At 72.5% G+C, this 24,911-nt stretch carries 13 protein-coding genes, 3 pseudogenes and 1 riboswitch; of the genes and pseudogenes, 8 read left to right on the top strand and 8 right to left on the bottom strand.

The window, feature by feature from the left end; translation table 11 throughout:
- The first annotated feature begins 53 nt into the window (after positions 1 to 53).
- Both NEH16_RS28265 and NEH16_RS28260 read left to right on the top strand, forming a co-directional pair.
- Positions 54 to 1,375 (top strand): annotated as a pseudogene (locus tag NEH16_RS28265) (geranylgeranyl reductase family protein).
- Positions 1,376 to 1,410: 35 nt separating this feature from the next.
- Positions 1,411 to 2,208, top strand: a complete 798-nt coding sequence (locus tag NEH16_RS28260) for a thioesterase II family protein (protein ID WP_265545759.1) — start codon at positions 1,411 to 1,413, stop codon at positions 2,206 to 2,208.
- Here the strand turns inward: NEH16_RS28260 and NEH16_RS28255 are convergent.
- The gene (locus tag NEH16_RS28255) at positions 2,198 to 2,911 is read right to left on the bottom strand and encodes a TetR/AcrR family transcriptional regulator (RefSeq protein ID WP_265545758.1); all 714 of its coding nucleotides are present in this window, start codon (positions 2,909 to 2,911) and stop codon (positions 2,198 to 2,200) included. The genes NEH16_RS28260 and NEH16_RS28255 overlap by 11 nt on opposite strands.
- 79 nt (positions 2,912 to 2,990) lie before the next feature.
- On the opposite strand from NEH16_RS28255, the gene NEH16_RS28250 reads away from it, so the two are divergent.
- Positions 2,991 to 4,463, top strand: a complete 1,473-nt coding sequence (locus NEH16_RS28250) for a DHA2 family efflux MFS transporter permease subunit (RefSeq protein ID WP_265545756.1) — start codon at positions 2,991 to 2,993, stop codon at positions 4,461 to 4,463.
- A 73-nt stretch (positions 4,464 to 4,536) separates the two neighbouring features.
- On the opposite strand, the pseudogene NEH16_RS28245 reads toward NEH16_RS28250, so the two are convergent.
- The 3 genes and pseudogenes from NEH16_RS28245 to NEH16_RS28235 form a co-directional block, all read right to left on the bottom strand.
- A pseudogene (locus NEH16_RS28245) lies at positions 4,537 to 6,239 on the bottom strand (SpoIIE family protein phosphatase).
- A gap of 918 nt (positions 6,240 to 7,157) precedes the next feature.
- The gene (locus tag NEH16_RS28240; RefSeq protein WP_073968844.1) at positions 7,158 to 7,346 is read right to left on the bottom strand and encodes an antitoxin; all 189 of its coding nucleotides are present in this window, start codon (positions 7,344 to 7,346) and stop codon (positions 7,158 to 7,160) included.
- A gap of 179 nt (positions 7,347 to 7,525) precedes the next feature.
- A pseudogene (locus NEH16_RS28235) lies at positions 7,526 to 8,391 on the bottom strand (LysM peptidoglycan-binding domain-containing protein).
- 3 nt (positions 8,392 to 8,394) lie between these two features.
- Positions 8,395 to 8,579: riboswitch (cyclic di-AMP (ydaO/yuaA leader) on the bottom strand.
- A gap of 424 nt (positions 8,580 to 9,003) precedes the next feature.
- Between NEH16_RS28235 and NEH16_RS28230 the strand changes: the two are divergent.
- The 5 genes from NEH16_RS28230 to NEH16_RS28210 all read left to right on the top strand — a co-directional run bounded on the left by NEH16_RS28230 (position 9,004) and on the right by NEH16_RS28210 (position 18,160).
- Positions 9,004 to 9,840: a 2,3-dihydro-2,3-dihydroxybenzoate dehydrogenase gene (locus NEH16_RS28230; RefSeq protein ID WP_265545755.1), complete on the top strand. Its 837-nt coding sequence runs from the start codon at positions 9,004 to 9,006 to the stop codon at positions 9,838 to 9,840.
- Between the two features lie 52 nt (positions 9,841 to 9,892).
- Positions 9,893 to 11,551, top strand: a complete 1,659-nt coding sequence (locus NEH16_RS28225) for a (2,3-dihydroxybenzoyl)adenylate synthase (protein ID WP_265545754.1) — start codon at positions 9,893 to 9,895, stop codon at positions 11,549 to 11,551.
- Between the two features lie 33 nt (positions 11,552 to 11,584).
- Positions 11,585 to 12,217: an isochorismatase family protein gene (locus NEH16_RS28220; protein WP_265545753.1), complete on the top strand. Its 633-nt coding sequence runs from the start codon at positions 11,585 to 11,587 to the stop codon at positions 12,215 to 12,217.
- Positions 12,218 to 12,380: 163 nt separating this feature from the next.
- Entirely contained in the window at positions 12,381 to 14,591 is a 2,211-nt protein-coding gene (locus NEH16_RS28215) for a HelD family protein (protein ID WP_265545751.1), read from the top strand.
- A 263-nt stretch (positions 14,592 to 14,854) separates the two neighbouring features.
- Positions 14,855 to 18,160, top strand: coding sequence for a GH92 family glycosyl hydrolase (locus NEH16_RS28210; protein ID WP_374215633.1), 3,306 nt, complete (start codon positions 14,855 to 14,857; stop codon positions 18,158 to 18,160).
- Positions 18,161 to 18,228: 68 nt separating this feature from the next.
- Here NEH16_RS28210 and katG read toward each other — a convergent pair whose 3' ends face one another.
- The 4 genes from katG to NEH16_RS28190 form a co-directional block, all read right to left on the bottom strand.
- Positions 18,229 to 20,460, bottom strand: a complete 2,232-nt coding sequence (gene katG / locus NEH16_RS28205) for a catalase/peroxidase HPI (protein WP_073968850.1) — start codon at positions 20,458 to 20,460, stop codon at positions 18,229 to 18,231.
- Positions 20,461 to 20,640: 180 nt separating this feature from the next.
- On the bottom strand, positions 20,641 to 21,240 hold the full coding sequence (locus NEH16_RS28200; RefSeq protein WP_265545749.1) for a class I SAM-dependent methyltransferase: 600 nt from the start codon (positions 21,238 to 21,240) through the stop codon (positions 20,641 to 20,643).
- A 26-nt stretch (positions 21,241 to 21,266) separates the two neighbouring features.
- A complete protein-coding gene (locus NEH16_RS28195; RefSeq protein ID WP_265545747.1) occupies positions 21,267 to 23,489 on the bottom strand; it encodes a serine/threonine-protein kinase in 2,223 nt (740 codons plus the stop codon).
- A gap of 171 nt (positions 23,490 to 23,660) precedes the next feature.
- On the bottom strand, positions 23,661 to 24,881 hold the full coding sequence (locus NEH16_RS28190; protein WP_265545745.1) for a chitinase: 1,221 nt from the start codon (positions 24,879 to 24,881) through the stop codon (positions 23,661 to 23,663).
- Positions 24,882 to 24,911 lie beyond the last annotated feature (30 nt).

Genomic DNA, 24,911 nt, shown 5'->3' with positions numbered 1-24,911 from the left:
CGGTGTACAGGGCCGTCGTCCCGGCGGCGGTGCCGAGCGAGGAGAGGAGCCCCATGCGGGATTCGCGTGCAGAGCAGTCGCCGTCGGACGAGGAGACCGCTCACGGCGCGGCCGAGGAGGCGCAGGTCATCGTGGTCGGCGCGGGCCCGGCCGGTTCGTCCGCCGCCTACCACCTCGCGAGGGCCGGGGTCGATGTGCTGCTCCTGGAGAAGTCCCGCTTCCCGCGCGAGAAGGTGTGCGGGGACGGGCTGACCCCGCGCGCGGTGCACCAGCTGATCCGCATGGGCGTCGACATCCAGGCCCCCGGCTGGACCCGGTCGCGGGGGATGCGCTGGGTGGCCGGTCCCCGGCAGGTGGAGATCGACTGGCCGGCGCTGGGCGGCTTCCCGGATTTCGGGCTCACCCGCAGCCGGCACGACTTCGACGACATCCTGGCCCGGCACGCCGTGGCGGCCGGGGCCCGGCTGCGTACCGGGGTGAAGGTGAAGGAGCCGGTGACCGACCGGGCGGGCCGGATCACCGGGGTGTCGGCGGTGTCCGGCGCGGGCACGGTGGTGCACCGGGCCCCGGTTGTGATCGCCGCCGACGGGGCCTCGGCCCGGATCGCACTGGCCATGGGCCTCGAGCGGGACGCCAAGCGGCAGATCGCGACGGCCGCCCGGCGCTACTACCGCAGCCCGGAGCGTTCGCGGGAGGACTTCCTGGAGCTGTGGGCCGACCTCCGCTTCCCCGGGAGCGACGCCTACCTGCCCGGGTACGGCTGGATCTTCCCGATGGGGGACGGCCGGGTCAACGTCGGCCTGGGCGCGCTCCCCCACCGCCGGCACGGCAGCGCGGACCTGCGGGCCACGCTGGACCGGTGGCTCGCCCGTACGCCCGAGGAGTGGGGGCTGCGGGAGGAGAACGCGGAGGGGCCCGTGCGCAGCGCCGCCCTGCCGCTCGGCTTCAACCGCCACCCCCTGTACACCCGGGGGCTCCTGCTCGTGGGTGACTCCGGGGCATGGTCAGCCCGTGGAACGGCGAGGGCATCGGGCAGGCGATGGAGGCGGGCGAGGTCGCCGCCGAGACGACGGCCCTCGCGCTGGCGCTGCCGCCGGGACCGCGGCGGGAGCGGGCGCTGTGCCACTACCCGGCCGAGATGAACCGGCGCTGGGGCCGCTACTACCGGCTCGGCAACACGGCCGCCGATCTGATCTTCAGCCGGTCGGGCTTCCAGCCGGTGCTGAACCGGTACGTGATGGGCTCGCCGGCCCTGCTCAACACCCTGGCCCGGCTGCTCACCAACCTCACGGAGCACCCCTCGCGCGACGCGATCGACCATGTCCTGAACACGGCGGTCCGCCTGGTGCCCGCGCCGGGCGCCCGGCGCCGCTGACCCCGCACACCAGATGTGAGAACCGAAGGCGATCCATGCACAAGCAAGAGACCGAAGAGGCCGGCCGGGGGGCGGGCGCGCGTCCGGAGACGTGGCTGCGCCGCTACCACCCCACGGACGCCCGCGCCGAGCTGGTGTGCTTCCCGCACGCGGGCGGCGCGGCCGGGTTCTGGCGCCCGCTGTCCGAAGCCGTGCGGCACGCGCTGGACGTGCGTGCCGTGCAGTACCCGGGCCGGCAGGACCGCTACCGGGAGGAGCCCCTCGACGATCTGCACCGGCTCGCCGACCTGATCGCCGAGGCCCTGGCGGCCGGCCCGGCCCCGGCCGGGCCGCGTGTCCTCCTCGGGCACAGCATGGGCGCCTCGCTCGCCCACGAGGTGGCGCTGCGGCTGTCCGGCGTCCCGGGACAGGAGGTGGCGGCGCTGATGGTGTCCGGTCGGCGGGCCCCCTCGTGCCTGGGATCCGGCCGGCCGGAGACGGACGAGGCGCTGCTCGCCCGGGTCCGCGAGCTCGGCGGTACGGACCCGGCCGTGCTGGCCCATCCGGAACTGCTCGACGTGATCCTGCCGGCGTTGCGCGCCGACTACGCGGCCGTCGCGGGGTACGTGCCGGGCGGGGGCCTCCTGTCGTGCCCGGTCGTCGCCCTCACCGGGGACGGTGACCCGGAGGTGGCGCCGGACGATGTGGGGCCGTGGCGCGAGACGACCACGGGCCCCTTCGCGATGCGGGTCCTGACGGGCGGGCACTTCTTCCTGAACGACCATCTGCCGGCCGTCTCGGAGCTTGCCGTGTCCCTGTCCGCGGCTCCGGCGCGGGGACCGCTCAGCCGCTGACCCCGCCCGAAGCCCCCGACGCCGCCGCCCCCGGCGCGTCGGGGGCTTCCTTGTGGGTGCCGAAGGCGCGCAGGAAGGTGTCGACCCCCGCCCTGACGACCTCGGCGACCTCCGCCGGGTCGAGGGGGCGGGTGCCGAGCGCGCTCATCCCCGGCAGCTCGTCGTAGACCAGCGCGATGAACTGGTTGGCCGCCCTGACCGGGTCCTCGACCCGCAGGTGACCGGCGTTGGCCAGCCGGGCGAGGCGGCCCGCGAGCGCCTCGGTGAACTGGTTGGGCCCGCTGGCCCGTACCGCGTCGAAGAGGTCCGGGAAGCGCACGGCCTCCGCGTACAGCAGCCGGCGCACGGCCTCGGACTGCTCGTCGCAGTAGCAGTCGACCAGCTTGGCGGCCAGGTCCTCGAGCGCGGGGCGCAGCCGGTCCGGGTCGGTGGGGAAGTCGGTGAGGACGTCCAGGGTCTTGGCGTTGGACCGGGCCGCCGTCTCCGTCAGGACGTACCGGAAGAGCTTCTCCTTCGAGCCGAGGTGGTTGTAGATCGTCGGCTTGGAGACCCCGGCCTCGGCGGCGATCACATCCAGGCTCGCCTGGGCGTATCCGACCTGCGCGAAGACCCGCAGGGCCGCCTCCACGATCGCCCGGCGCTTGTCGAGGCGCCCGCGGTCCGCCGGGCGCCCGCCCGTCTCTTCCTTCTCGCCAACGCTCATGCGCCCATGCTACGGTGCCAGCCACCTGATTTAACTACCCAGTTAAATTTACTGACTGAGCTGGTTCAAAGGAGTTGCCGTGCCTGTACTGAAGCCAGGGGGGAGCGAGCCCGCCCGGCTCGATGCCGCTCTGCTCACGCTCGTCGGTGTCATGGTGCTCGGCGGGATGATGTCGTACCTGGACGCGACGATCGTCAATGTCGGGATCAGCACGCTGGGCGGGGAGTTCCACGCGACGCTGGCCACCATCGAGTGGGTCACCACCGGCTATCTGCTCGCGGTCGCGCTGGCGATTCCGCTGGCCGGCTGGGCCGTGGTCCGGTTCGGTGCCAAGCGCATGTGGCTGCTCGGCCTCTCGGTGTTCCTGCTCGGCTCGACGCTCTGCGCCTTCGCCTCGAACGCGGAGAGCCTGATCGCCTTCCGCGTCGTCCAGGGCTTCGGCGGCGGCATGGTCGACCCAGTCATGATGACGGTGGTGGCGGGCGCCGCGGGACCCGCCAGGATCGGCCGGGTCATGGGCCTGGTCTCCGTACCGATCACGCTGGGCCCGGTGATCGGCCCGGTGGTCGGCGGGCTGCTGCTGGACCACTTCTCCTGGGAGTGGATGTTCCTGGTCAACGTCCCCTTCGCGCTGGCCGCGATCGTCCTGGCGGTCCGGGTGCTGCCGGCCGACCCGCCGCGGGGCGGGGACCCCGTCCCGTTCGACGCGCTGGGCGTCGCGCTGCTCTCCCCCGGATTCGCCGCGATCGTGTTCGCGCTCTCCCGGGCGGGCGGCGACGGCTTCGGCAGTACGACGGTGATCATCGCGCTCGCGGTGGGCGCCGCCCTGTTCGTCGCGTACACCGTGCACGCGCTGCGCACCCCGGTGACGCCGCTGCTGGACCTCCGGCTGTTCGGCGGCAAGGGGTTCAGCGCCAGTGTGACCACGATGTTCCTGCTCGGCGGCGGGCTGTTCTCGCTGCTGTTCCTGCTGCCGCTGTACTACCAGCAGGTGCGCGGCCACACCGTCCTGGAGTCCGGGCTGCTGCTCGCCCCGCTGGGCCTCGGCACGCTCATCGGGATGCCGGTCGCGGGCAGCCTCGCGGACAAGGTGGGGGCCCGGCGGCTCGTCCCGACCGGTGCGCTGCTGATCGGCGCCGGCGCCCTGGTCTTCACCGGCTCGGGCTCCGGCACCTCCCAGGCCGCCCTGACCGCCGCGCAGTTCGCCGCCGGCTTCGGCATGGGCCTGGTGGGCGCGCCCACGATGGGCTCGGTCTACAAGACGGTTCCGGGCGAGTCGGTCGCCGGTGCCACGGGCGCGGTCTTCATCCTCAACCAGATCGGCGCCTCGCTCGGCATCGCCGTCGTCGCCCTCATCCTCCAGGGCGGCGGCTCCCACGCGGCCCCTACCGCCGACTCCTTCTCCGACGCCTTCTGGTGGCCGGTGGCCGCGGCCGTCGTGGTCTTCGCCGCGGGGCTGCTGCTGCCCGGGAGGCCCGGACCCGCACCGGCCGCCCCCGATGCACCGGAGGAGGCGGACACCGGGCCGGAGCCGGTCACCGGCCGGACCTGAGTCGTCCCTACGGCGCCGTGGCGCGCGGGACCCGGGAGCGGGCTGCCCCCGGTGTTGCGCGCCGAGGGCGTGCTCAGCCGTCGCCCCCGGTCCACCGCGCCGCGAGGAGCAGCGCGATGTCGTCGGGCCGGTCGGCCGCCTGGCGGGCGCGGCGGATGACGTGGTCGGCGGTGTCGGCGAGCGGGGCGGTGCCCAGGCCCTGGAGGGTGGAGCGCAGCCGCTCGACCCCGACGTCGATGTCGATGCCCGCCTGCTCGACCAGGCCGTCGGTGTACAGGGCGAGCGTGGCGCCCGGGTCGAGGTGCAGTTCGGTGACGGGGTAGCCGGCCTCGGCGTCGATGCCGAGGACGATGCCGCCCGGGAGGTCCATGACCTCGGCGGTGCCGTCGGGCCGGCGCAGGACGGGCTGGGGGTGCCCGGCGCGCACGGCGTGCGTCCGGCCGGTGGCCGGGTCCGTCACGATGTAGCAGCAGCTCGCGAACTGGCCGGTGTCCAGGTCGATGAGCAGGCGGTTGGTGCCGCTCATGACCTCCTGGGGTCGTGGCCGCTGAGCGAGAAGGCCCGTACGGCGCTGCGGAGCTGGCCCATGGTCGCGGCGGCGGCCACGCCGTGGCCCTGCACGTCCCCGATGACGAGGGCGAGGCGGCCGTGGGTCTCGATCACGTCGTACCAGTCGCCGCCGACGTCCATGCCCTGGGTGCCGGCGAGATAGCGGCCCTGGGTGTCGATGCCGCGGACGGCGGGCAGCCGGTGCGGCAGCAGGGCGTCCTGGAGACCGCGGGCGAGGGCTGCCTCGGTGTCGTAGCGCTGGGCCCGCTGGAGGGCCTGGGCGATGAGGCCGGCCAGGGCGGTCAGGACCGTGCGCTCCTCGGGGCTGAAGCCGCGCGGCTGGTCGAAGCCGAGGATGCAGGAGCCGACGAGCCGCCCGGAGGCGATGAGCGGGAGGAAGGCGCGGGCGCCGACGTCGGCGTCCATGGGGATGCCCGGGTAGGCGGCGGCCAGGCGCTGCATGGACTCGAAGAAGATGGGGCGCCCGGTGGTGAGCGTTTCCACGCCGGGGATGCGGGCGTCCAGGCCGACCGCGTCGAACCGGTCGAGGAAGCCCTGGGGGAAGCCGGTCTCCCACTCCAGGTAGAGGTGGCCCTCCTTGAGCAGGTAGATCGCGAGCTGCCGGCCGCCGAACGCGGGGAGCAGCTCGTCGGTGACCACCCGGGAGACCTGCCGGGCGGTGACGGCCTCGGTGAGCGCGATGGCGAGGGCGACCGGCCGGTAGAGGGCGGCGGACCGGTCGGCGGGTGAGCCGAGCCCCAGTCCGGGCGAGACGACGGAGTCCGGGGCGTAGGCGGGTGTGTCGCTGGGCGTGAGGACGGCGGTCAGGCCGTCGTGCCCCGGGTACAGGGAGACGGACAGCCAGGGGGGCGGGTCGCGGCGGGCGAGGAAGTGGACCGGGGCGTCGGAGATCATCGCGGCCCGGTAGTGGTCCTCGTACGCCGGGTTGGCGAACCAGGGCAGTGCCTCCCAGAACACCCGGCCGACCAGGGCGGCGCGGTGCCGGCCGAGCATGTCCTCGGCGAGCGGGTTGACGTAGGTGATCCGGCCGAAGCGGTCGAGCGAGAAGATGCCGCGCGGCAGCCGGTCGGCGGCCTCGGCGACGACCGGGCCGATGCCCAGGTCCACCAGGAAGCCGGTCAGGTGCCCGCCGCGGCCGGCGCCGTCGTCCCGGCGCCCGGAGACCTCCAGCAGGTGGGAGCGGCCGTCCGGGCCGCGTAGCCGCATCCGGCGTACGACGGGGCCGTGCGAGTCCGCCGCCTGCCGGGCCAGCGCCCAGAGGCCGTAGACGTCCTCCGGCGCCAGTCTGGCCGCCAGGGCCCCGATGGTGCCGGGGAAGCCGCCGGTGCCGGTGCCGAGGATCGCGTCGAGATCCGCGTCCGCCTCCACGGCGCCGGTGGCGAGGTTCCAGTCGAAGCGGCCGATGCGCACGGGCGGCGAGGTCCTGGCGGGCAGCTGTACGGGGAGCGGCTCGCCCTCCCACTCGGGCCGGATGCCGGCGTCCGCGAGGCCGGCCAGTTCGGTGCTAAGGCGGTCGGCGATCCGCTGGAGGCGGTCCCGCTCGACGGCGGGCACCGGCTCGTCGGCCGTCGCACCGCGCAGGACGACGAGGACGCCCACCGGTGCGCGGCGGCGCAGTACCGGCATGTACAGGGAGCCGAAGGGGAACGGCAGTCCGGCCATCAGCTGCGGGAAGCGCCGCATGGCGTCCTCCGCGTCGGTGAGATACACCGGGCTGCCGGTGCGGAACGCCTCGGCGACCGGGAACGGCCGGTTGACGTGCATCCGCCACCAGGGCGGAGCAGGGGGCCGGGGAATCCGGCGAGGACGGCGAGCCGGAGCAGGCCGGGGGTGCGCGAGGGGAGGTAGATCCCGCCGGCCCGGCCGCCGACCGCCTCGATGGCGTGTACGACGGACTGGGCGAGCACCAGGGACAGGTCGTCCGGTGCCCGGCCGTCCTCCGGTCCTGCGGGCGGGCCGTCGCTCGGGCCGAACGGCAGCTGCCCGGCCGCGCCGTGCCAGGTCACACAGCAAGGATGCTCCCGGGCGGGCCGCGCGGCACGTCGGAGGCCGCCCCGGACGCGCGGGAGCGGTGGACACCACCGGCTGTGGCGTCCACCGCTCCCGTACGGTCCGTGCGAGCGCCTACCGGCCCTGGTCGGGCGGGCGGCGGTCGCCGAGCTGGTCGTTCATCTTCTGCTGAGCCGAGTCGACCTGGCCGCCGTACTTGCCGCCGGTCTTCTTGTCGACGTAGTCGCCGCCCTTCTCGACTCCCTGGCGGGCCTGGTCCGGATGCCCCTTGATCATGTCCTTGATCTTGTCGAGCATGCCCATGACTGACCTCCTAGAGACGCTGACCGTTCCAGCATCCACGTCCTGCCGTGCCCTCGCATTCCGGGACGGGCGCCGGCGCCGCCGCGGGCGGCAGGGCACGCGAAAGGGGTGGAAAGAAGCGCTTCCGCTTCTTTCCACCCCTGCTCACGGCCCTGCCCCGAGCGCGGGGCCGGTGTGGATCAGTACGCGCCGAAGACGTTGTCCATCGAGCCGTACGTGGCGGCGGCGTAGTTGCACGCGGCCGTGATGTTGGCGACCGGGTCGTAGATGTCCGTCGACGTACCGGGCACGTGGTAGGCGTCGAAGGTGGGCTGGATCACCTGGAGCAGACCCTTGGAGGGGGTGCCGTTGACGGCGTTGATGTCCCAGTTGTTGATCGCCATCGGGTTGCCCGAGGACTCGCGCATGATGTTGCGGTAGATGCCGTCGTAGCTGCCGGGGATGCCCTGCTGCCCCATGATCGCCAGGGATTCCTTGATCCAGCCGTCGAGGTCGTCGGTGTACGTGACGGACGCCTGGGTCTCGGCGGGCTTCTCGGCGGCGACCGGGACAACCGTGCGCTCGGAGCGGTCGGCGCGGTCGGCGCTCTCGGTCCGGGGGCGGTGTCGCCGTTCTTCTCGGCGGTCTCCGCCTTGAACGCGCTCTTCTTCGCGGCCTTCGGGGCGGCGGCCTCGGACTTGGCGCCGATGGTGAGCTTCAGGCCCGGGTGAATGAGGTCGGGGTTGCTGCCGACCGCACCGCGGTTGTCCTTGTACAGCCGCTCCCAGCCGCCGCTGAGGGAATGCCCCTGGGCGATCTTGTAAAGCGAATCGCCGGACACCACGGAATAGGTGGTGGGCGTGGCCTTGCGCACGGCAATTTCCTTGCCGGCGACGGAAGTCGGGGCCGCGGCCTTTTCGGCGACGACGGTCTTGGCGGGGGCGGCGGAAGCCGATCCGGCCGAGATCAGGGGGAGCGCGAGAACGGCTCCGCCCGCGCTGACGGCGATGAAACCGCGGGTCAGGGACGCGGACTTGGCACGACGGTGCTTACCCGTGATGGGCATGGCGTATTTCCTCTCCGTCGCCTGCGAGGTGAGCTGTCGGGTTCGGACTGGAGATGTCCGGTCGCGCATGGCGACTTCACCCCTAGCCGCTCCGGATTCCGGACCGGCGGCAAACCTGGGTCCCCCGCTCCTGCCGTACGTGAGTGGTCGGGTTCCCGGACGGCGGCAGGATTCGGCGTTCCATCCGGATTGATGACGGGACCGTAAGCGAGAAACGACGGCCGGAACAAGCCCGGAATTGCTGATCACAATTGTTTTGCAAGATCAATCAAAGGAAATGCTCATGATCGCCCGCGCCGGGGGAAGTCAAATTTCTTGGCACGACTGGGAACCGGGAGATCGGATTGCGCGTCAGAAACGGCTGACGTGACGCTGCCCACTGAGGACACAATGGCAGCATTCGTCCGTTTTGAGATCATCTGACATCATCAAAACCACCCCGAACGCCCGCAATTGACCTTTTGCCTAAATAGGCTCAAAAGGGACATGAGGCAACCCGGGAAACGGCCGGGATCGCGGATTCGGACCCCCTCGTCGGCGTGATCACTCTATGGTTAGGCTTACCTAAGTGTTGCCGCCCCTCGTTCACCGTCACAGGGAGACCCCAAGACCATGGCGCCGCGTTCCGCCCCTTCTTCCCGTCATTCCGTCGCCCCCGCCGACCAGGAACTCGCCGGGCGGCTGGCCCTCGTGACAGGAGCCGGACGCGGTATAGGAGAGGCGGTCGTGCGGGCGCTCGTCGCGCGCGGCTGCCGGGTCCTGGCGACCGACGCGGCCCCGGAGGGCGTCGACGCCCTCGCCCGGGAGTACGAGGGGAGCGTCGTGGCCCGGACGCTGGACGTCACGGACGCGGCGGCCGTCGAGGCCCTGGTCGCGGATGCGGAGGACACGCTCGGCGCCCTCGACATCGCGGTCAACGTGGCCGGGATCCTGCGCTGTTCACCCGTCACCGAGCTGACCGACGAGGACTGGCGGGCGACCTTCGCCGTCAACACCGACGGGGTCTTCCACGTCTCGCGGTCCGTGGCGGGCCGGATGGCGGACCGGGGCGCGGGCAGCATCGTCACCGTCGCGTCCAACGCCGCCGGCATCCCCCGTACGACCATGGCGGCGTACGCCGCCTCGAAGGCCGCCTCCGTCATGTTCACCAAGTGCCTCGGCCTGGAGCTGGCCCCCCGGGGCGTCCGCTGCAACACCGTCTCGCCCGGCTCCACGCTCACCGACATGCAGCGCGGGATGTGGCCGGCCGGTGAGGCGCACGACGACGGGCCCGCCGCGCGGCGCGTCATAGCCGGGGACCTGGCGAGCTACCGCACGGGCATACCGCTGGGCAGGATCGCCGAGCCGGCCGACATCGCCGAGGCGGTCGCCTTCCTCGTCTCCGACCGGGCCCGCCACATCACCCTGCACGACCTGTACGTCGACGGCGGCGCCACCCTGCGCGCCTGATCCGTCCGCCCGGCGCCCCCGAAAACGGCCCTCCCCCTGGAGACCTGGAACGATGACTGCTGCACCGTACGAAGACGCCCCGACCTGGCCCGCGGAGTTCGCCGCCCGTTACCGCGCGGCCGGGCACTGGCGCGGCGAGACCTTCACCGGCATGCTGCGCGAACGGGCCGAGGCCCACGGCGACCGCGTCGCGCTGATCGACCCCGCGCCCGAGCGCCGCGCCTGGACGTACCGGGAGCTGGACGAGCGCGCGGCCCGGCTGGCGGCCGGCTTCCGGGCGCGCGGGATAGCCAAGGGCGACCGGGTCGTCGTCCAACTGCCCAACATCGCCGAGTTCGCCGAGGTCGTCTTCGCCCTCTTCCGGATCGGCGCGCTCCCGGTGTACGCGCTGCCCGCCCACCGCGAGACGGAGATCGGCTACTTCTGCTCCTTCGCCGAGGCCGTCGCCTACGTCATCCCGGACCGGCACGCCGGATTCGACCACCGCGCGCTGGCCACCGCCGTACGGAAGCAGGCGCCCACCCTGAAGCACGTCTTCGTCGTCGGCGACCCGGGCGAGCACACCGCCCTGTCCGATGTGCCGTGCGACGCCGCCGGGGAGCCCGAGGACGGGCCCGAGCCGCACGACCTGGCCTTCCTCCAGCTGTCCGGCGGCACCACGGGGGTGCCCAAGCTCATCCCCCGTACGCACGACGACTACATCTACTCGCTGCGCGGCTCCAACGAGATCTGCGGCGTCGACGCGGACACCCGCTTCCTCGTGGTCCTGCCCGCCGCGCACAACTTCCCGATGAGCAGCCCCGGTTGGCTCGGCACGCTGTACGCGGGCGGCACCGTGGTCCTCTGCCCGCGCCCCGACCCGGCCACGGCGTTCCCGGTCATCGAGCAAGAGCGCGTCACCATGACGGGCATGGTGCCGCCGCTCGCCCTGGTGTGGACGGACGCGGCCGCTTCGGCGGAGCGGGACCTGTCGAGCCTCGAACTGATTCTGGTCGGCGGCGCCAAGTACAGCGAGACGGCCGCCCGGCGCCTCGAACCGGCGCTCGGCTGCCGGCTGATGCAGGTCTTCGGCATGGCCGAGGGCCTCGTCAACTACACGCGCCTGGACGACGACTACGAGACCGTCGTCTCCACCCAGGGCCGGCCGATCTCCGAGGACGACGAGATCCGCATCGTGGACGACGCCGGACAGGAGGTCCCCGAAGGGCAGTTCGGGCACCTGCTGACCCGGGGGCCGTACACGATCCGGGGCTACTGGCGCGCCCCCGAGCACAACAGGACCGCGTTCACCGAGGACGGGTTCTACCGCACGGGCGACATCGTGCGCCGCACCCCGAGCGGCCATCTCGTCGTGGAGGGGCGGGCCAAGGACCAGATCAACCGGGGCGGCGAGAAGGTCGCGCCGGAGGAGATCGAGAACATCATCCTGGCCCACCCGGCGGTGCACGACGTGTCGGTGGTCGGGGTGGCCGACCCGTATCTCGGTGAACGCACTCTGGCGTACGTAATTCTGCGCGAGGGCGCCGAATCGCCCGGGGCGCTCGCCGTGAAGCGGCATGTACGTGAACGCGGAATCGCCGCGTACAAGGTGCCCGACCTCGTCGAATTCGTGGACGTGTTCCCGCAGACGGGGATCGGCAAGGTCAGCAAGAAGGGCCTGCGCACCGATTCCGTCCCCACCTCCGCGTCAACTCCCCCCGCACAGAACTGAGTCCGCCCCGCGCGGCACCGAAAGGCTTCCCCCATGGCACTTCCCGCCATCGCCCCCTATCCCCTGCCCGGCGCCGACGAGCTCCCGGCGAACCGGGTCGCGTGGACCGTCGACCCCGCGCGCGCCGTGCTGCTCGTCCACGACCTCCAGAACCACTTCCTGCGCGCGTACCGCCCCGGCGAGGAGCCGCTGACCGGCATGCTCGCGAACACCGCCCGCGTGATCGAGGCCGCCCGCCGCGCCGGAGTCCCGGTGGTGCACTCGGCGCAGCGCGGCGGCCAGACCCCGGAGGAGCGCGGCCTCCAATTGGACTTCTGGGGGCCGGGGATGGCGGACGACCCGGAGGCACTGGCGTCACCGGACGAGGTGGCGCCCGCGCCGGGCGACACGGTGCTCACCAAGTGGAAGTACAGCGCGTTCGTCCGCACCGAGCTGGAATCCCTCATCCGCGACGCCGGCCGCGACCAGCTGGTGATCACCGGCGTGTACGCGCACATCGGCGTCCTGATGAGCGCCGCCGACGCGTGGATGCGCGACATCCAGGCGTTCGTGGTGGCCGACGCGGTCGCGGACTTCTCGCGCGAGGAGCACGACATGGCGCTGCGCTGGGCGGCGGGCCGCTGCGCGGTCGTGACGACGACGGACGCGCTGCTGAAGGAGATCTGAGCGGACAAGCACGCGAAATCCCCGGTGCGCAATTGCGGACCGGGGATTTTCTCACGTATATTTAGTGGTTCTGTGCGCCCACAGAAAAGGCCCCTCACCGGGGGCCAACAAGAATCACCATATCCGTCAGGGAGCTGTTTTGTCAACTCGGGAAAGCGCCGAATTGCAGAAGGAACAGGAATACATCGACCGGCTCCACCACCGTGTCGACGTACTGCGCGGTGACGCCGCCGAGCAGGTCCAGGACGCCCTGACGCCGGTCGGCACCGGCCAGCAGGCCCGGCTCGAACGCGATGTCCTGGTCGCCGAGCGCTCCGGTCTGCTCGCCGCGCTGAACGCGGTGGACGGCTCGCTCTGTTTCGGGCGCATCGATCTCACGAACGGCGTCGCGCACCATATCGGCCGTATCGGAATCCGCGAGGACGACACCGAGCACACGCCTTTGCTGATCGACTGGCGCGCCCCGGTCGCCCGCCCCTTCTATCTCGCCACCAGTCACACCCCGATGGGTCTGCGCAGGCGCCGCCACCTCACGACCGAGGGCCGCACGGTCACCGAGCTGCACGACGAGATCCTGGACGTCGGGGACCGCGAGCGCACCGGTTTCGAGGACCCGAGCGGCGACACGGTCCTGCTCGCCGCGGTGAACTCGGCGCGGACCGGACGCATGGCGGACATCGTGCGGACCATTCAGGCCGAGCAGGACCGCATCATCCGGGCACCGCACCGGGGCGTCCTGGTGGTCGAGGGCGGGCCCGGCACCGGCAAGACGGCCGTCGCCCTGCACCGGGCGGCGTTCCTGCTGTACGAGCAGCGCGAGCTGCTGGCCAAGCGCGCGGTCCTCATCGTGGGCCCGAACCCGGCCTTCCTCGGCTACATCGGCGAGGTGCTCCCCTCGCTCGGTGAGACCGGCGTCCTCCTCGCCACCCAGGCCGAGCTGTTCCCCGGTGTCCACGCGCGCGGCACGGACACGCCCCGGGCGGCGGCGGTGAAGGGCGGCGCGGCCATGGCCGAGGCCCTGGAGCTCGCCGTGCGGGACCGGCAGCTGCTGCCCGAGCCGGGTGCCCCGCTGATCGTCCCGCACGACGACGGGGACCTGATCCTGGACTGGGAGATCGCCTACGAGGCCCGGCAGGCGGCCCGCGACACCCGGCTGCCGCACAACCTCGCCCGGCCGCACTTCGCGTTCCGGATCATCGACGCGCTGACCGCCCAGCTCACCGAGCGCATCGGCGCCGACCCGTACGGCGGGCCGAACTTCCTGGGTCCGGACGACATCGCCCAGCTCGGCAAGGCGGTCGCGGTCAGCCAGGAGGTGCACGCGGCGATCGAGGAGCTGTGGCCGGCCCTCACCCCCGAGGGCTTCCTCGCCGACTTCCTGGCCGAGCCGGTCCACCTGCCGGAGGCGGACGCCGAGGCCATCCGGCGGGCGCCCGGCGAGAGCGCGTGGACACCGGCGGACGTGCCGCTGCTGGACGAGGCCGCCGAACTGCTCGGGACGGACGACAGCGCCGAGCGGGCGGCGGCCGAGGCGGAGCGCCAGGAGCGGATCGCGTACGCCCAGGGCGTCCTGGAGCTGTCCCGGGGCTCGGAGTCCTTCGAGTTCGAGGACGAGGAGTCGGAGCTGCTGGCCGCGCACGACATCATCGACGCGGAGCGGATGGCCGAGCGCCAGGAGGAGGCCGACCACCGCAGCGCGGCCGAGCGGGCCGCCGCCGACCGGACGTGGGCGTTCGGGCACATCATCGTGGACGAGGCGCAGGAGCTGTCGCCGATGGCGTGGCGGCTGCTGATGCGGCGGTCGCCGACCCGGTCGATGACGCTGGTGGGCGACCCGGCGCAGACCTCGGAGGAGGCCGGGGTCGGCTCGTGGCAGGACATCCTGGAGCCGTACGTGGGCGACCGGTACGAGCATGTGCGGCTCGCGGTCAACTACCGTACGCCGGCCGAGGTGATGGAGGTCGCGGCGAAGGTGCTGCGGGCCGAGGACCCGTCGTTCGAGCCGCCGGGCTCGGTGCGCTCCACGGGCGAGGTGCCGTGGGTCCGGGACTCCGGGGCGGACCTGGCGGGTGCGGTGGCGCGGGCGGTCGAGGAGCTGACGCCCGCCGAGGGGCGCCTCGCGGTGATCGCGCCGCGCGAGCTGCACGAGGAGATCGCGGCGCCGCTGGACGGGGTGGTGCCCGGCGGCGAGCCGGATCTGACCCGCACGGTGGTGCTGCTGGGGCCCCGGCAGGCCAAGGGCCTCGAATTCGACCACGTCCTGGTGGTGGAGCCCGGCCGGTTCGGGACGAGCGACCTGTACGTGGCGCTGACCCGGGCCACGCAGCGGCTGGGCATCCTGCACCGGGAGGCGCTTCCGGCGTCCCTGCGCTGACGGACGCCCCCGGATCAACCGGGTGCGCGGGCCGGGCTGTTGTACGGGGGGGCGGCCCGGCCGGACGGGCGGGTTCCGGGGAGCCTTGACACCCCGGACCGGCAGGAGGAGCATCCTCACGTCGTTGACAACGTTGTCGGGTCGTCGCCGTTCCTCCGCGGTCACGGCGTCGGCCTTCCGCCGCGTTGACCGTCCGTCACATCAGAAGGGCAGGAACGGTGCCACAGACGCACAAACGCCGTACGCACACCGCGATCCGGGCCGTGGGCTCCGTCACGGCCGCCGCCATGGCCGTCGCGGGGCTCGCGGTCGCCGCCGCCCCGGCTTCGGCCGCGCCGGGCAGGGACATCGTGAAGAACCCGGTGTCGTACGTCGATCCCCTCATCGGCACGTCCAACGCGGGCAACACCTACCCGGGCGCCGTGCAGCCGTTCGGCATGCTGGCCTGGAGCCCGCAGAACTCGAGGGGCAAGCAGGTCTCGACGCCCGCTCCCGGCGGCTACCAGTACGACGCGAAGAAGATCCGCGGCTTCAGCCTCACCCACCTCAACGGGGTGGGCTGCTCGGGCGCGAACGGCGACATCCCGATCATGCCGTACGTGGGTGACGTGGACTCCTCCCCCACTTCGGACACCACCGACGCGAAGTACGCGAGCGACTTCTCGCACGACGACGAGACGGCCACCCCCGGCTACTACAAGGTCGGCCTGGCCAGCGGTGCTTCGGCGGCGCTGACCACGACCGCCAGGACGGGGTCCGGGGAGTTCGGCTTCCCGGCGGACAAGCCCGCGAGCCTGCTGTTCCGCACCTCCAACTCGGAGACCGGCAGCACCGACGCCACCGTGCGGATCGACAAGGCCGCCCGGACGGTGACCGGTTCGGTCACGGCCGGCAACTTCTGCGGGCCGCAGAGCGCGAACAACCGCAAGGACCTCTACACGCTGTACTTCACCGCCCACTTCGACAAGCCCTTCGCGAAGACCGGCACCTGGAAGGACGGCACCCTCACCCCCGGCTCCACCTCCGCCTCCGGCGGTACGGGCTACAGCTCGTCCGGCAACGCCGTGGAGGGCAAGGGCTCCGGCGGGTACGTCACCTTCGCGGACGGCACCACCGAGGCGCGCGCCAAGGTGGCCGTCTCGTACGTCAGCGCCGCGAACGCCGAGGCCAACCTCCGCAAGGAGAACGGGCCCGGCAGGAGCTTCGACGCGGTGAAGCGGCAGGCCGCCGCCAACTGGGACAAGGCGCTGAAGGCCGTCGAGATCGGCGGCGGCACCGAAACGCAGCGCACCGCCTTCTACACCGCGCTCTACCACTCCATGCTGGAGCCGACCCTCACCAGCGACGTGGACGGCCGCTATCTCGGCGCCGACCGCAAGCCGCACCGGCTGTCCAAGGGGCAGAAGGCGCAGTACGGCACCTTCTCCGGCTGGGACCAGTACCGGGCGCAGGTGCAGCTGATGGCCCTGCTCAACCCGCGCGCGGGCAGCGACTACGCGCAGTCCCTCTTCAATTACGCGAGCCAGCGGGACGGCGAGTGGGACCGCTGGCTGCTGGAGAACGGCAAGACGAGCGTGATGTCGGGCGACCCGTCCGACGCGGCGCTCGCCGGGATCTATGCCTTCGGCGGCCGTGACTTCGACGTCAAGGGCGCGCTGAAGTCGCTGGTGAAGGCGGCGACCGTGCCGACCGCCAACGACTCCGACAGCTCAGGCTGCAACGTCGAGTGCGTGGGCCAGCGCCCCGCCCTCGACAAGTACCTGGAGCTGGGCTACGTACCGGCGGACAACTGCCACTGCTGGGGCGGGGCGGCCGAGACGCTGGAGGACGCGGCGGCCGACTACGGTCTGTCGGAGCTGTCCCGGCGGCTGGGCAACAAGGGTGACGCCAAGAAGTTCCTGGACCGGTCGGGCAACTGGACCAACGTCTTCGACGCCAACGCCACCGAGCACGGCGGGTACATACGCGACCGGAAGGCCGACGGCAGCTGGGCGGGCACCTTCACGCCGGGCACCGGCGCCGGGTTCGTGGAGGGCACCAGCGCCCGGTACACCTGGATGGTCTACTCGGACGTGGCCGGTCTCGCCGGTGCGATGGGCGGCAACGAGCGCGCCACGGAACGCCTCGACGCGTTCTTCCGTACGCCGGACGGGAAGTTCGACTTCTCGGCGAAGGACGCCACGCGTTACGACCCGACGAACGAGCCCGACATCAACGCCCCCTACCTGTACAACTACTTCGGCGCCCCGTACAAGACGCAGGAGACGGTCCGCGCGGAGCTGGACCAGCTGTGGACCGACGGTCCCGGCGGGATTCCGGGCAACGACGACGCGGGGACCATGTCGTCCTGGTACGTCTTCTCGGCGCTCGGCATGTACCCGCAGAACCCGAGCCGCGCCGATCTGACGCTGACCGCACCGCTGTTCCCGCACGCGGTGGTGCGCACCGGGCACGGCAAGCGGATCACCATCGAGGCACCGGCCGCCTCGGCGGACCACACGTACATCCACGGGCTGAAGGTGAACGGCCGTACGTCCACGCAGTCGTGGGTCGGTGACTCGCTGGTGGAGCACGGCGGGCGGCTGGACTTCACGCTCGGCACGACTCCCGACACCTCCTGGGGCAGCGCACCGGCCGACGCTCCGCCGTCCTTCCCCGGCGGCGGGCTGAAGTACTTCACGGGCGCGTCGCCCGACCAGCTGAAGGTCGAGCCGGGCGGCGCGGGCGCGCCGACGGTCGTCAAGGTGCAGAGCCTGGAGACGAAGGCCACCACCGTGCACTGGAAGGCGGAGGCTCCGGAGGGGGTCACCGTGACGCCGTCCGAGGGCGACTTCACGGTCCCCGCGAGCGGCGCGGCGCAGGCGAAGCTCACCGTGTCGGCGGGCAAGGACACCGCCGAGGGCTACTACACGGTCCCGGTGACACTGACCTCGTCGGCGGGCACGGAGCTGCCGAAGACGTCGGCGGCGGTGACGGTCGCCGAGAAGAACGGCCTGCTGTGGAACCGCAACAGCACCGGCATCTCGGCGGACGACGAGAACCCGCAGGCCAACTTCGACGGCGAGGGCTGGAGTTACTCGGCCCAGGCGCTCGCGGCGGCCGGTGCGCAGCCGGGCGGCACGGTCTCCTCGGGCGGCTTCGACTTCACCTGGCCGAAGGTGGACGCCGGTGACCCGGACAATATCGAGGTGGTCGGTACGAGCCCCCAGGTGCTGGACGTTCCCTCCGCCGAGGGCGACACGAAGCTGGCGTTCCTCGGGAGCGCCGCCGAGGGCAAGGCGTCGGGCACGGTGACGCTCACGTACACCGACGGCACCACGCAGCAGGCCGAGATCGGCTTCAGCGACTGGACGCTGGGCGGCGGCTCGCAGCAGCCGTCGTACGGGAACACGGTGGCGGTGCACACCGAGTACCGCGATGTGCAGGGCGGCGGAAAGGACCCGGTGGGCACGGAGGTCTTCACGACCGCGCCCATCGCCCTCCAGGCCGGGAAGCGGCTCGCCTCCGTGACGCTGCCGGCCACCACGGACGGCGGGATCATCCACGTCTTCGCGGTGGCCACCGCCTGATCGGATCCGCGTGACGGAAAGGGCCGGTCGCCCCGCGCGGGGTGACCGGCCCTTTCGGTGTCGTCGGATCAGACGAGGTCGAACCGGTCCAGGTTCATGACCTTGTCCCAGGCGGCGACGAAGTCGCGCACGAACTTCTCCTTGGCGTCGTCGCTCGCGTAGACCTCGGCGACGGCGCGCAGTTCGGAGTTCGAGCCGAAGACCAGGTCGGCGCGGGTGCCGGTCCAGCGGACCTCACCGGTGACGGCGTCGCGGCCCTCGAAGGCGCTCTGGTCGTCGGCCGTGGACTTCCACGTCGTGCCCATGTCGAGCAGGTTGACGAAGAAGTCGTTGGTGAGGGTCTCCGGCGCGTCGGTGAGCACACCGTGCGAGGTCTGCTGGTGGTTGGCGCCCAGGACGCGCAGACCGCCGACGAGGACCGTCATCTCGGGCGCGCTCAGGTTGAGCAGGTTCGCCCGGTCGAGCAGCAGGTACTCGGCGGGGAGCCGGTTGCCCTTGCCCAGGTAGTTGCGGAAGCCGTCGGCGACGGGCTCCAGCTCCACGAAGGACTCGACGTCGGTCTGGTCCTGCGAGGCGTCGACCCGGCCCGGGGTGAACGGCACCTCGATCTCCGTACCGGCGTCCTTGGCCGCCTTCTCGACCCCGGCGGCGCCCGCGAGGACGATCAGGTCGGCCAGCGAGACCTGCTTGCCGCCCTGCTGCTCGGCGTTGAAGGACTCCTGGACGGACTGGAGGGTGCGCAGGACGCCCGCGAGGCGGTCCGGGTCGTTGACCTCCCAGCCGTTCTGCGGTTCGAGGCGGATGCGCGCGCCGTTGGCGCCGCCGCGCTTGTCGCTGCCCCGGAAGGAGGAGGCGGAGGCCCAGGCGGTGGAGACCAGCTCGGAGACGGACAGGCCGGAGGCGAGGACCTTCTCCTTGAGCGCCGCGATGTCGGCGGCGTCGATCAGCTCGTGGGTGCGCTCGGGCAGCGGGTCCTGCCAGATCAGCGTCTCCTGCGGGACCTCGGGGCCGAGGTAGCGGACGACGGGGCCCATGTCGCGGTGGGTCAGCTTGTACCAGGCGCGGGCGAAGGCGTCGGCGAACTCCTGCGGGTTCTCGTGGAAGCGCCGCGAGATCTGCTCGTACGCCGGGTCGAAGCGCAGCGAGAGGTCGGTGGTGAGCATGGTCGGGGCGTGGCTCTTCGACGGGTCGTGCGCGTCGGGCACGGTGCCCGCGCCGCCGCCGTCCTTCGGCCGCCACTGGTGGGCGCCGGCGGGGCTCTTGAACAGCTCCCACTCGTAGCCGAAGAGGATGTTGAAGAAGCTGTTGTCCCAGGTGGTGGGGGTGTCCGTCCAGATGCCTTCGAGACCGCTGGTGATGGCGTCGGCGCCCTTGCCGGTGCCGTACGAGTTCTCCCAGCCGAAGCCCTGGTGCTCCATCGGGGCGGCCTCGGCGTCGGGGCCGACACTTTCGGAGGGGCCGGCGCCGTGCGTCTTGCCGAAGGTGTGGCCGCCGGCGATCAGGGCGACGGTCTCCTCGTCGTTCATCGCCATCCGGCGGAACGTCTCGCGGATGTCGCGGGCCGCGGCGATCGGGTCCGGGTTGCCGTTGGGGCCCTCCGGGTTGACGTAGATGAGGCCCATCTGCACGGCGCCGAGCGGTTCCTCCAGCTCGCGGTCGCCGGTGTAGCGCTCGTCGCCGAGCCAGGTGGTCTCGGGGCCCCAGTACACGTCCTCGTCCGGCTCCCACACGTCCGCGCGGCCGCCGCCGAAGCCGAAGGTCTCGAAGCCCATGGTCTCCAGGGCGACGTTCCCGGTGAGGACGAGGAGGTCGGCCCAGGAGATGCTCTGGCCGTACTTCTTCTTGACCGGCCACAGCAGGCGCCGCGCCTTGTCGAGGCTCACGTTGTCCGGCCAGCTGTTGAGGGGGGCGAAGCGCTGCTGGCCGGAGCCCGCGCCGCCGCGGCCGTCGCTGATGCGGTACGTGCCGGCGCTGTGCCAGGCCATCCGGATCATGAGGGGGCCGTAGTTGCCGAAGTCGGCGGGCCACCAGTCCTGGGAGGTCGTCAGCACCTCGGCGATGTCCCGCTTGACGGCGGGCAGGTCCAGCGCGTTGAACGCGGCGGCGTAGTCGAAGTCCTCGCCGAGCGGGTTGGCCACGGCGGGGTTCTTGGCGAGAATCCGCACGTTGAGCCGCTCCGGCCACCACTGGCGGTTGCCGCCGCCCTGGGTGGGGTGCGGCGCGCGACCGTGCGCGACGGGGCAGCCGCCGGCCTCCTCCGACTTGGGGTCGGTGACGAGCGCGTCGTGGTTCTCAGTCATGGAATTCCTTCCGGACGGGGCGGATCTCGGTGCTCTGAGAATGCGGGGCTGGCCTGACCGGTCTCGCCCGGAGGGCGTCCTGCCCTGGCTTCGGCCGGAATCGATCCTACGATGGACCTAGTCCAAGTCAATACGAACACGCGATGGAATGGATCAACGGCCCTCCCGTCCGCGGCCGTCCTAGTCCTCGCCCCGCCGGTGCACGCTGACCGCGTAGCCGCCGCCGTCGTACGGGGCGGCGTCCCAGGTGGCGAAGCGGTCGACGGGGGTGAGCCCGGCGGCGGCGCAGTGGGCGTCGTACTCGGCGAGCGTGAGGCCGGGCGGTACGGGGAGGTGGGCCGCGTCCAGGCCGAAACCGGCGACCAGCAGACCGCCCGGGCGCAGCGCTCCGGCGAGTCGGGCGACGACGGTGGCCTCGGTGCCGGGGGCGAGCAGCGCCATCACGTTGCCCGCGGCGACGACGAGGTCGAACTCCGGTTCGACGGACAGCTCGGCCAGGTCGGTGCGGTACCAGGGCAGCTCGGGCGCCTGCTTGCGCGCGACGGCCAGCATCGAGGCGTCGACGTCCACCCCGGTGCAGTCGTACCCGAGTTCCGCCAGCCGGATCGCGACCCGGCCGGTGCCGCAGCCCGCGTCCAGCACCCGCGCCCCGGCGGGCACCAGAGCGGCGCAGAACCGTGCCTCGCCGTGCATGTCCTTGCCGCTGCGGGCGAGGGCCGCGAAGCGGGCGGCGTAGTCCTCGCCCGAGGTGTCTCCGGTGAGTTCGGTCCAGCGGTTCATGCGGGCCACTGTAGACGGGGCCCGGGTCAGCCCGACTTCGGCGGGCGGTGGGCGTCGAAGGCGAAGACGGTGTTCCGGGCGGCCGTCACGACCACCGCGCGTCCGGCGACGGTCACACGGGGGCTCGCGCCCTGCTCGCCGTTCAGGCCGTCGGCCCTCGGGTCCGTCGCCCACAGCACCGTGCCGTCGGCCGGCGAGAGGGCGACCACGCGGCCGGTGGCGGAGCTGAAGAACAGGGCGCCGTCCCCGGCCGCGGGGCCCGACGCGCCCTCCACGCTGGTCTGCCGGGACCACTTCCGCCGGCCGGTGGCGGGGTCGAACGCCGTGACGCGGCCGGTCTGCCCGCTCACGTACACGGCGCCGTCCGCCATGCCGGGCGTGCCCTCGTACGGGGCGGGCAGCGGGGCCTTCGCGACCTTCCCCGAGGCCGGGTCGACCCGGACCACCGCGTCGTAGCCGGTGAGCGCCGGTCCGTCCCGGTGCTCCCGGAGCAGCACGAGCCGGCCGCCGGTGACGCCCACCGGGACGGCGGGTCCGTCGACGGCGATGACCTCGCCCCAGCTGCCGGAGGCCGGGTCGAGCGGGTACAGGGCGGGGTGGCGCACCTCCGAGGCGTCGAGCTCGGCGTCGGTCGCGCACATGGCGAGCAGCCGGGTGCCGACCGGGACGGGGGCGCAGCGGGAGCCGGCCGGGAAGGGAGCCGTCCGCGTGAGGTCGCCGCTGTGCGCGTCCCGGACCTCGAAGGCGGTGTCGGAGGCGTTCACCGTGATGACGTCGCCGCCGAACACGACGGCATCCCGGGTCCGGCCGGTGACGGCCGTCGACTGGGCGCCGGAGACCGCGGACCACAGCTCCTTGCCGCTGTCGGCGTCGACGGCCACCACCTCGTCGCCGCGCGCCTCGGGGTCGTCCTGGGCGGGGAACCGGTAACCGAGCACGGTGTCGTCGGTGGCGCCCACGAGGTGCATGCCCTGGACGGGGACGCCCGGGCTCTTCACCGTCCAGGCGCGGGAGCCGTCCCGGACGTCGATCCGGGTGGCGACGACGCCGCCGCCCCCGCAGAACACGGCGTCGGCGCGGGCGACGCACCGCAGTTCGTCGGGGATGTCCTCCTGCCCGCCGGGCACGGTCACGCGCCAGGGCGTGAAGCCGTGGGGCAGGGTGCCGGCGGGCGCGGCGACCGTGCGGGCCTTGCCGTCGTCCGGCTCGTCCCCGAAGCCGCCCGCCTTGAGGACTGCCACTCCCCCGCCAATGGCGGCCACGGCGACCGCCGCCGCGAGCACGGGCCGCCAGCGGCCGCGCAGCCCGCGTCCGCCGGGCGAGCCTGTCTGCTCCGGGGCGGGGGCGCCCGGCGCCTCGGTGTCGCGCGTGGCCAGGTGGTGCTGGGTGGCCACGTCCCGGGTGCGGCCGGGGGCGGGCCCGGGCGCCGCCGCGCCGCCGAGGTCGACGGGCAGGTCCCGTAGCAGCTCCAGGAGCTGGTCGGCGGACGGCCGGCCCTCGGGCTCCTTGACCAGGCACGGTTCGACGACCGTGCGCAGCGCCGTCGGCACGGCGTCCAGCGAGGGTTCCTCGTGCACCACCTGGTAGGCGGTGAGATAGGGGCTGTCCGCGTCGAAGGGGCCGTGGCCCGTGGCCGCGTACACCAGGAGGGTGGCCAGCGAGAAGACGTCGGAGCGGGGTCCGACGCCGCGCGGGGCCTGGAGCTGTTCCGGCGACATGAAGGGCGGGGTGCCGATGACGCGTCCGGTCATCGTCAGGGTCTGCTGGTCGGCGGCGCGCGAGATGCCGAAGTCGATGACGCGCGGCCCTTCGGGCGACAGCACGACGTTCGACGGCTTCAGGTCGCGGTGGACGACCCCGACGCGGTGGATGTCGCGGAGCGCCTCGGCGAGCCCGATGGCCAGGCTGCGCAGTCCGGCGCCGTTCAGCGGGCCCTCGGCGGCGATGCGCTCGGCGAGGGTGGGGCCCTCGATGTAGGTGGTCGCCATCCAGGGCTGTTCGGCCTCGGGTGCGGCGTCCACCACGGCGGCGGTGAAGGCGCCGCTGACCCGGCGCGCCGCCGCGACCTCCTGGCGGAAGCGGATGCGGAACTCGCTGTCGCCGGCGAACTGCTGATGGATCAGCTTGATCGCGACGGGGCGGCCGGAGCTCGTACGGGCCAGGAAGACCGTGCCCATGCCACCTGAACCGAGCCGCGCCTCCAGCGGATAACCGCCGATCTCGGTTGGATCGCCTGCGCGCAGCGACACTCTTCCCGACCTCTCGTCCCCGTGCACCTCTGCCGTCACGGACCGCCCGTCTGTGCTGCACACAAACTAGCCGCAGGGTGGCGGGGCGGAGCAAAGCGGGTGACGCGTGCGGGCACCTACGTGGTACGGGCCGCCCCGGCCGGGACCGGGGCGGCCCATCGGGTCGGCGGGTCAGCAGGGGCCGAGGTCCTGCCAGACGCCCCATTCACCGGTGGAGCCGGGCGTCTCGTTCTGGGTCCACCACTTGGCCTTCCAGGTGTGTCCCCCGTACGAGACGGTGTTGCCGCCGGTGTAGACGGCGCTGCTGCTCCACGCGGCGGCGGCGCAGCTGCCGGTCGGGGGCGGCGTGGTCGGCGGGGTGGTGGTGGGCGGGGTGACGCCCGCGAACCTCACCGAGTACTTCGCGAAGTCCCAGTCCGCCTGGGCCACGCTGCTGCACGTACCGGAGGTCTTGCCGTTGTTGTCGGGCGGGCTGCACTGGCGGTCGCGGTTGAGGGACCAGAAGGTGAAGCGGTCCATGTGGTGGCCGGTGGCGAAGTCCAGGACGGTCTGGAAGTCGGCCTGGGTGAAGTACTCGCCGGTGTCGCTGCGGCCGTTCATGCCGGAGAAGCCCTCGTGGGCGTAGGCGGTGGCCTCGTCCCAGCCGAAGGTGGTGCGCAGGATCGCGTTGAAGTTCGTCAGGGCGCTCGTCTGGGCGGCGGCCCCGTTGAAGCCGCCGTCGAACGGCATGATGGAGAAGTTGTTCGGTGTGAAGCCCTGCGCCTTGGCCTCGTTGAGCATCTGCTTGCCGAACCAGCCGGTGCCGTCGGCGGTCCCGGCCGTGGTGACCGAGACGTAGAGGCCCGGGTTGTTCTGCTGGAGGATCTTGGCGGCGCCGATCTCGCGGGCGATGGCGGCCGTGTTCTCGTACTCCGGCTCCTCCAGGTCGAAGTCGATGGCCTTCAGCTGGTACTTGGTGATGACCTGCTGGTACGCGGCGGCGGTGGCGGCCGCGTCGGAGCAGGTCTGGCCGAGCTTCGTCCCCCCGTAGCCGCCGATGGACACCGACACGTCGCCGCCCTTGGCGCGGATCGCGCTGATGACGGAGGCGACCGCGGTGTCCGAGGAGACCGGCGACGTACCGTCCCAGGTGGGGCTGCAACCGCCGCCGTTGGGGGCGAGGACGAAGGCGAGCTGGAACGCCTTGAGGCCGGTGGCGTCCATGATGGCGCCCGCGTCCGGCGGATTGTTGTCGTGCGGCATCAGATAGGGCGCGGCGGCGTACCAGCGGTTGGAGAGCGCGGTGGCGTCGGCGGACGCACCCGATGCCTGCTGTGCGGCGAAGGCCGCGAGTCCTGCGGTGGCCAGGGCGGCGGTGGCCACGCCGGAGAGCAGGGCGCGAAGACGTCTCATGGAGGCTCCTGTCGGGAGAAGGTGCCGCCA

Source organism: Streptomyces drozdowiczii (genome assembly GCF_026167665.1).
Lineage (GTDB): Bacteria > Actinomycetota > Actinomycetes > Streptomycetales > Streptomycetaceae > Streptomyces > Streptomyces drozdowiczii_A.
The sequence above is the reverse complement of the archived record's forward strand: the minus strand, read 5'-3'. Positions and strand labels throughout refer to the sequence as shown.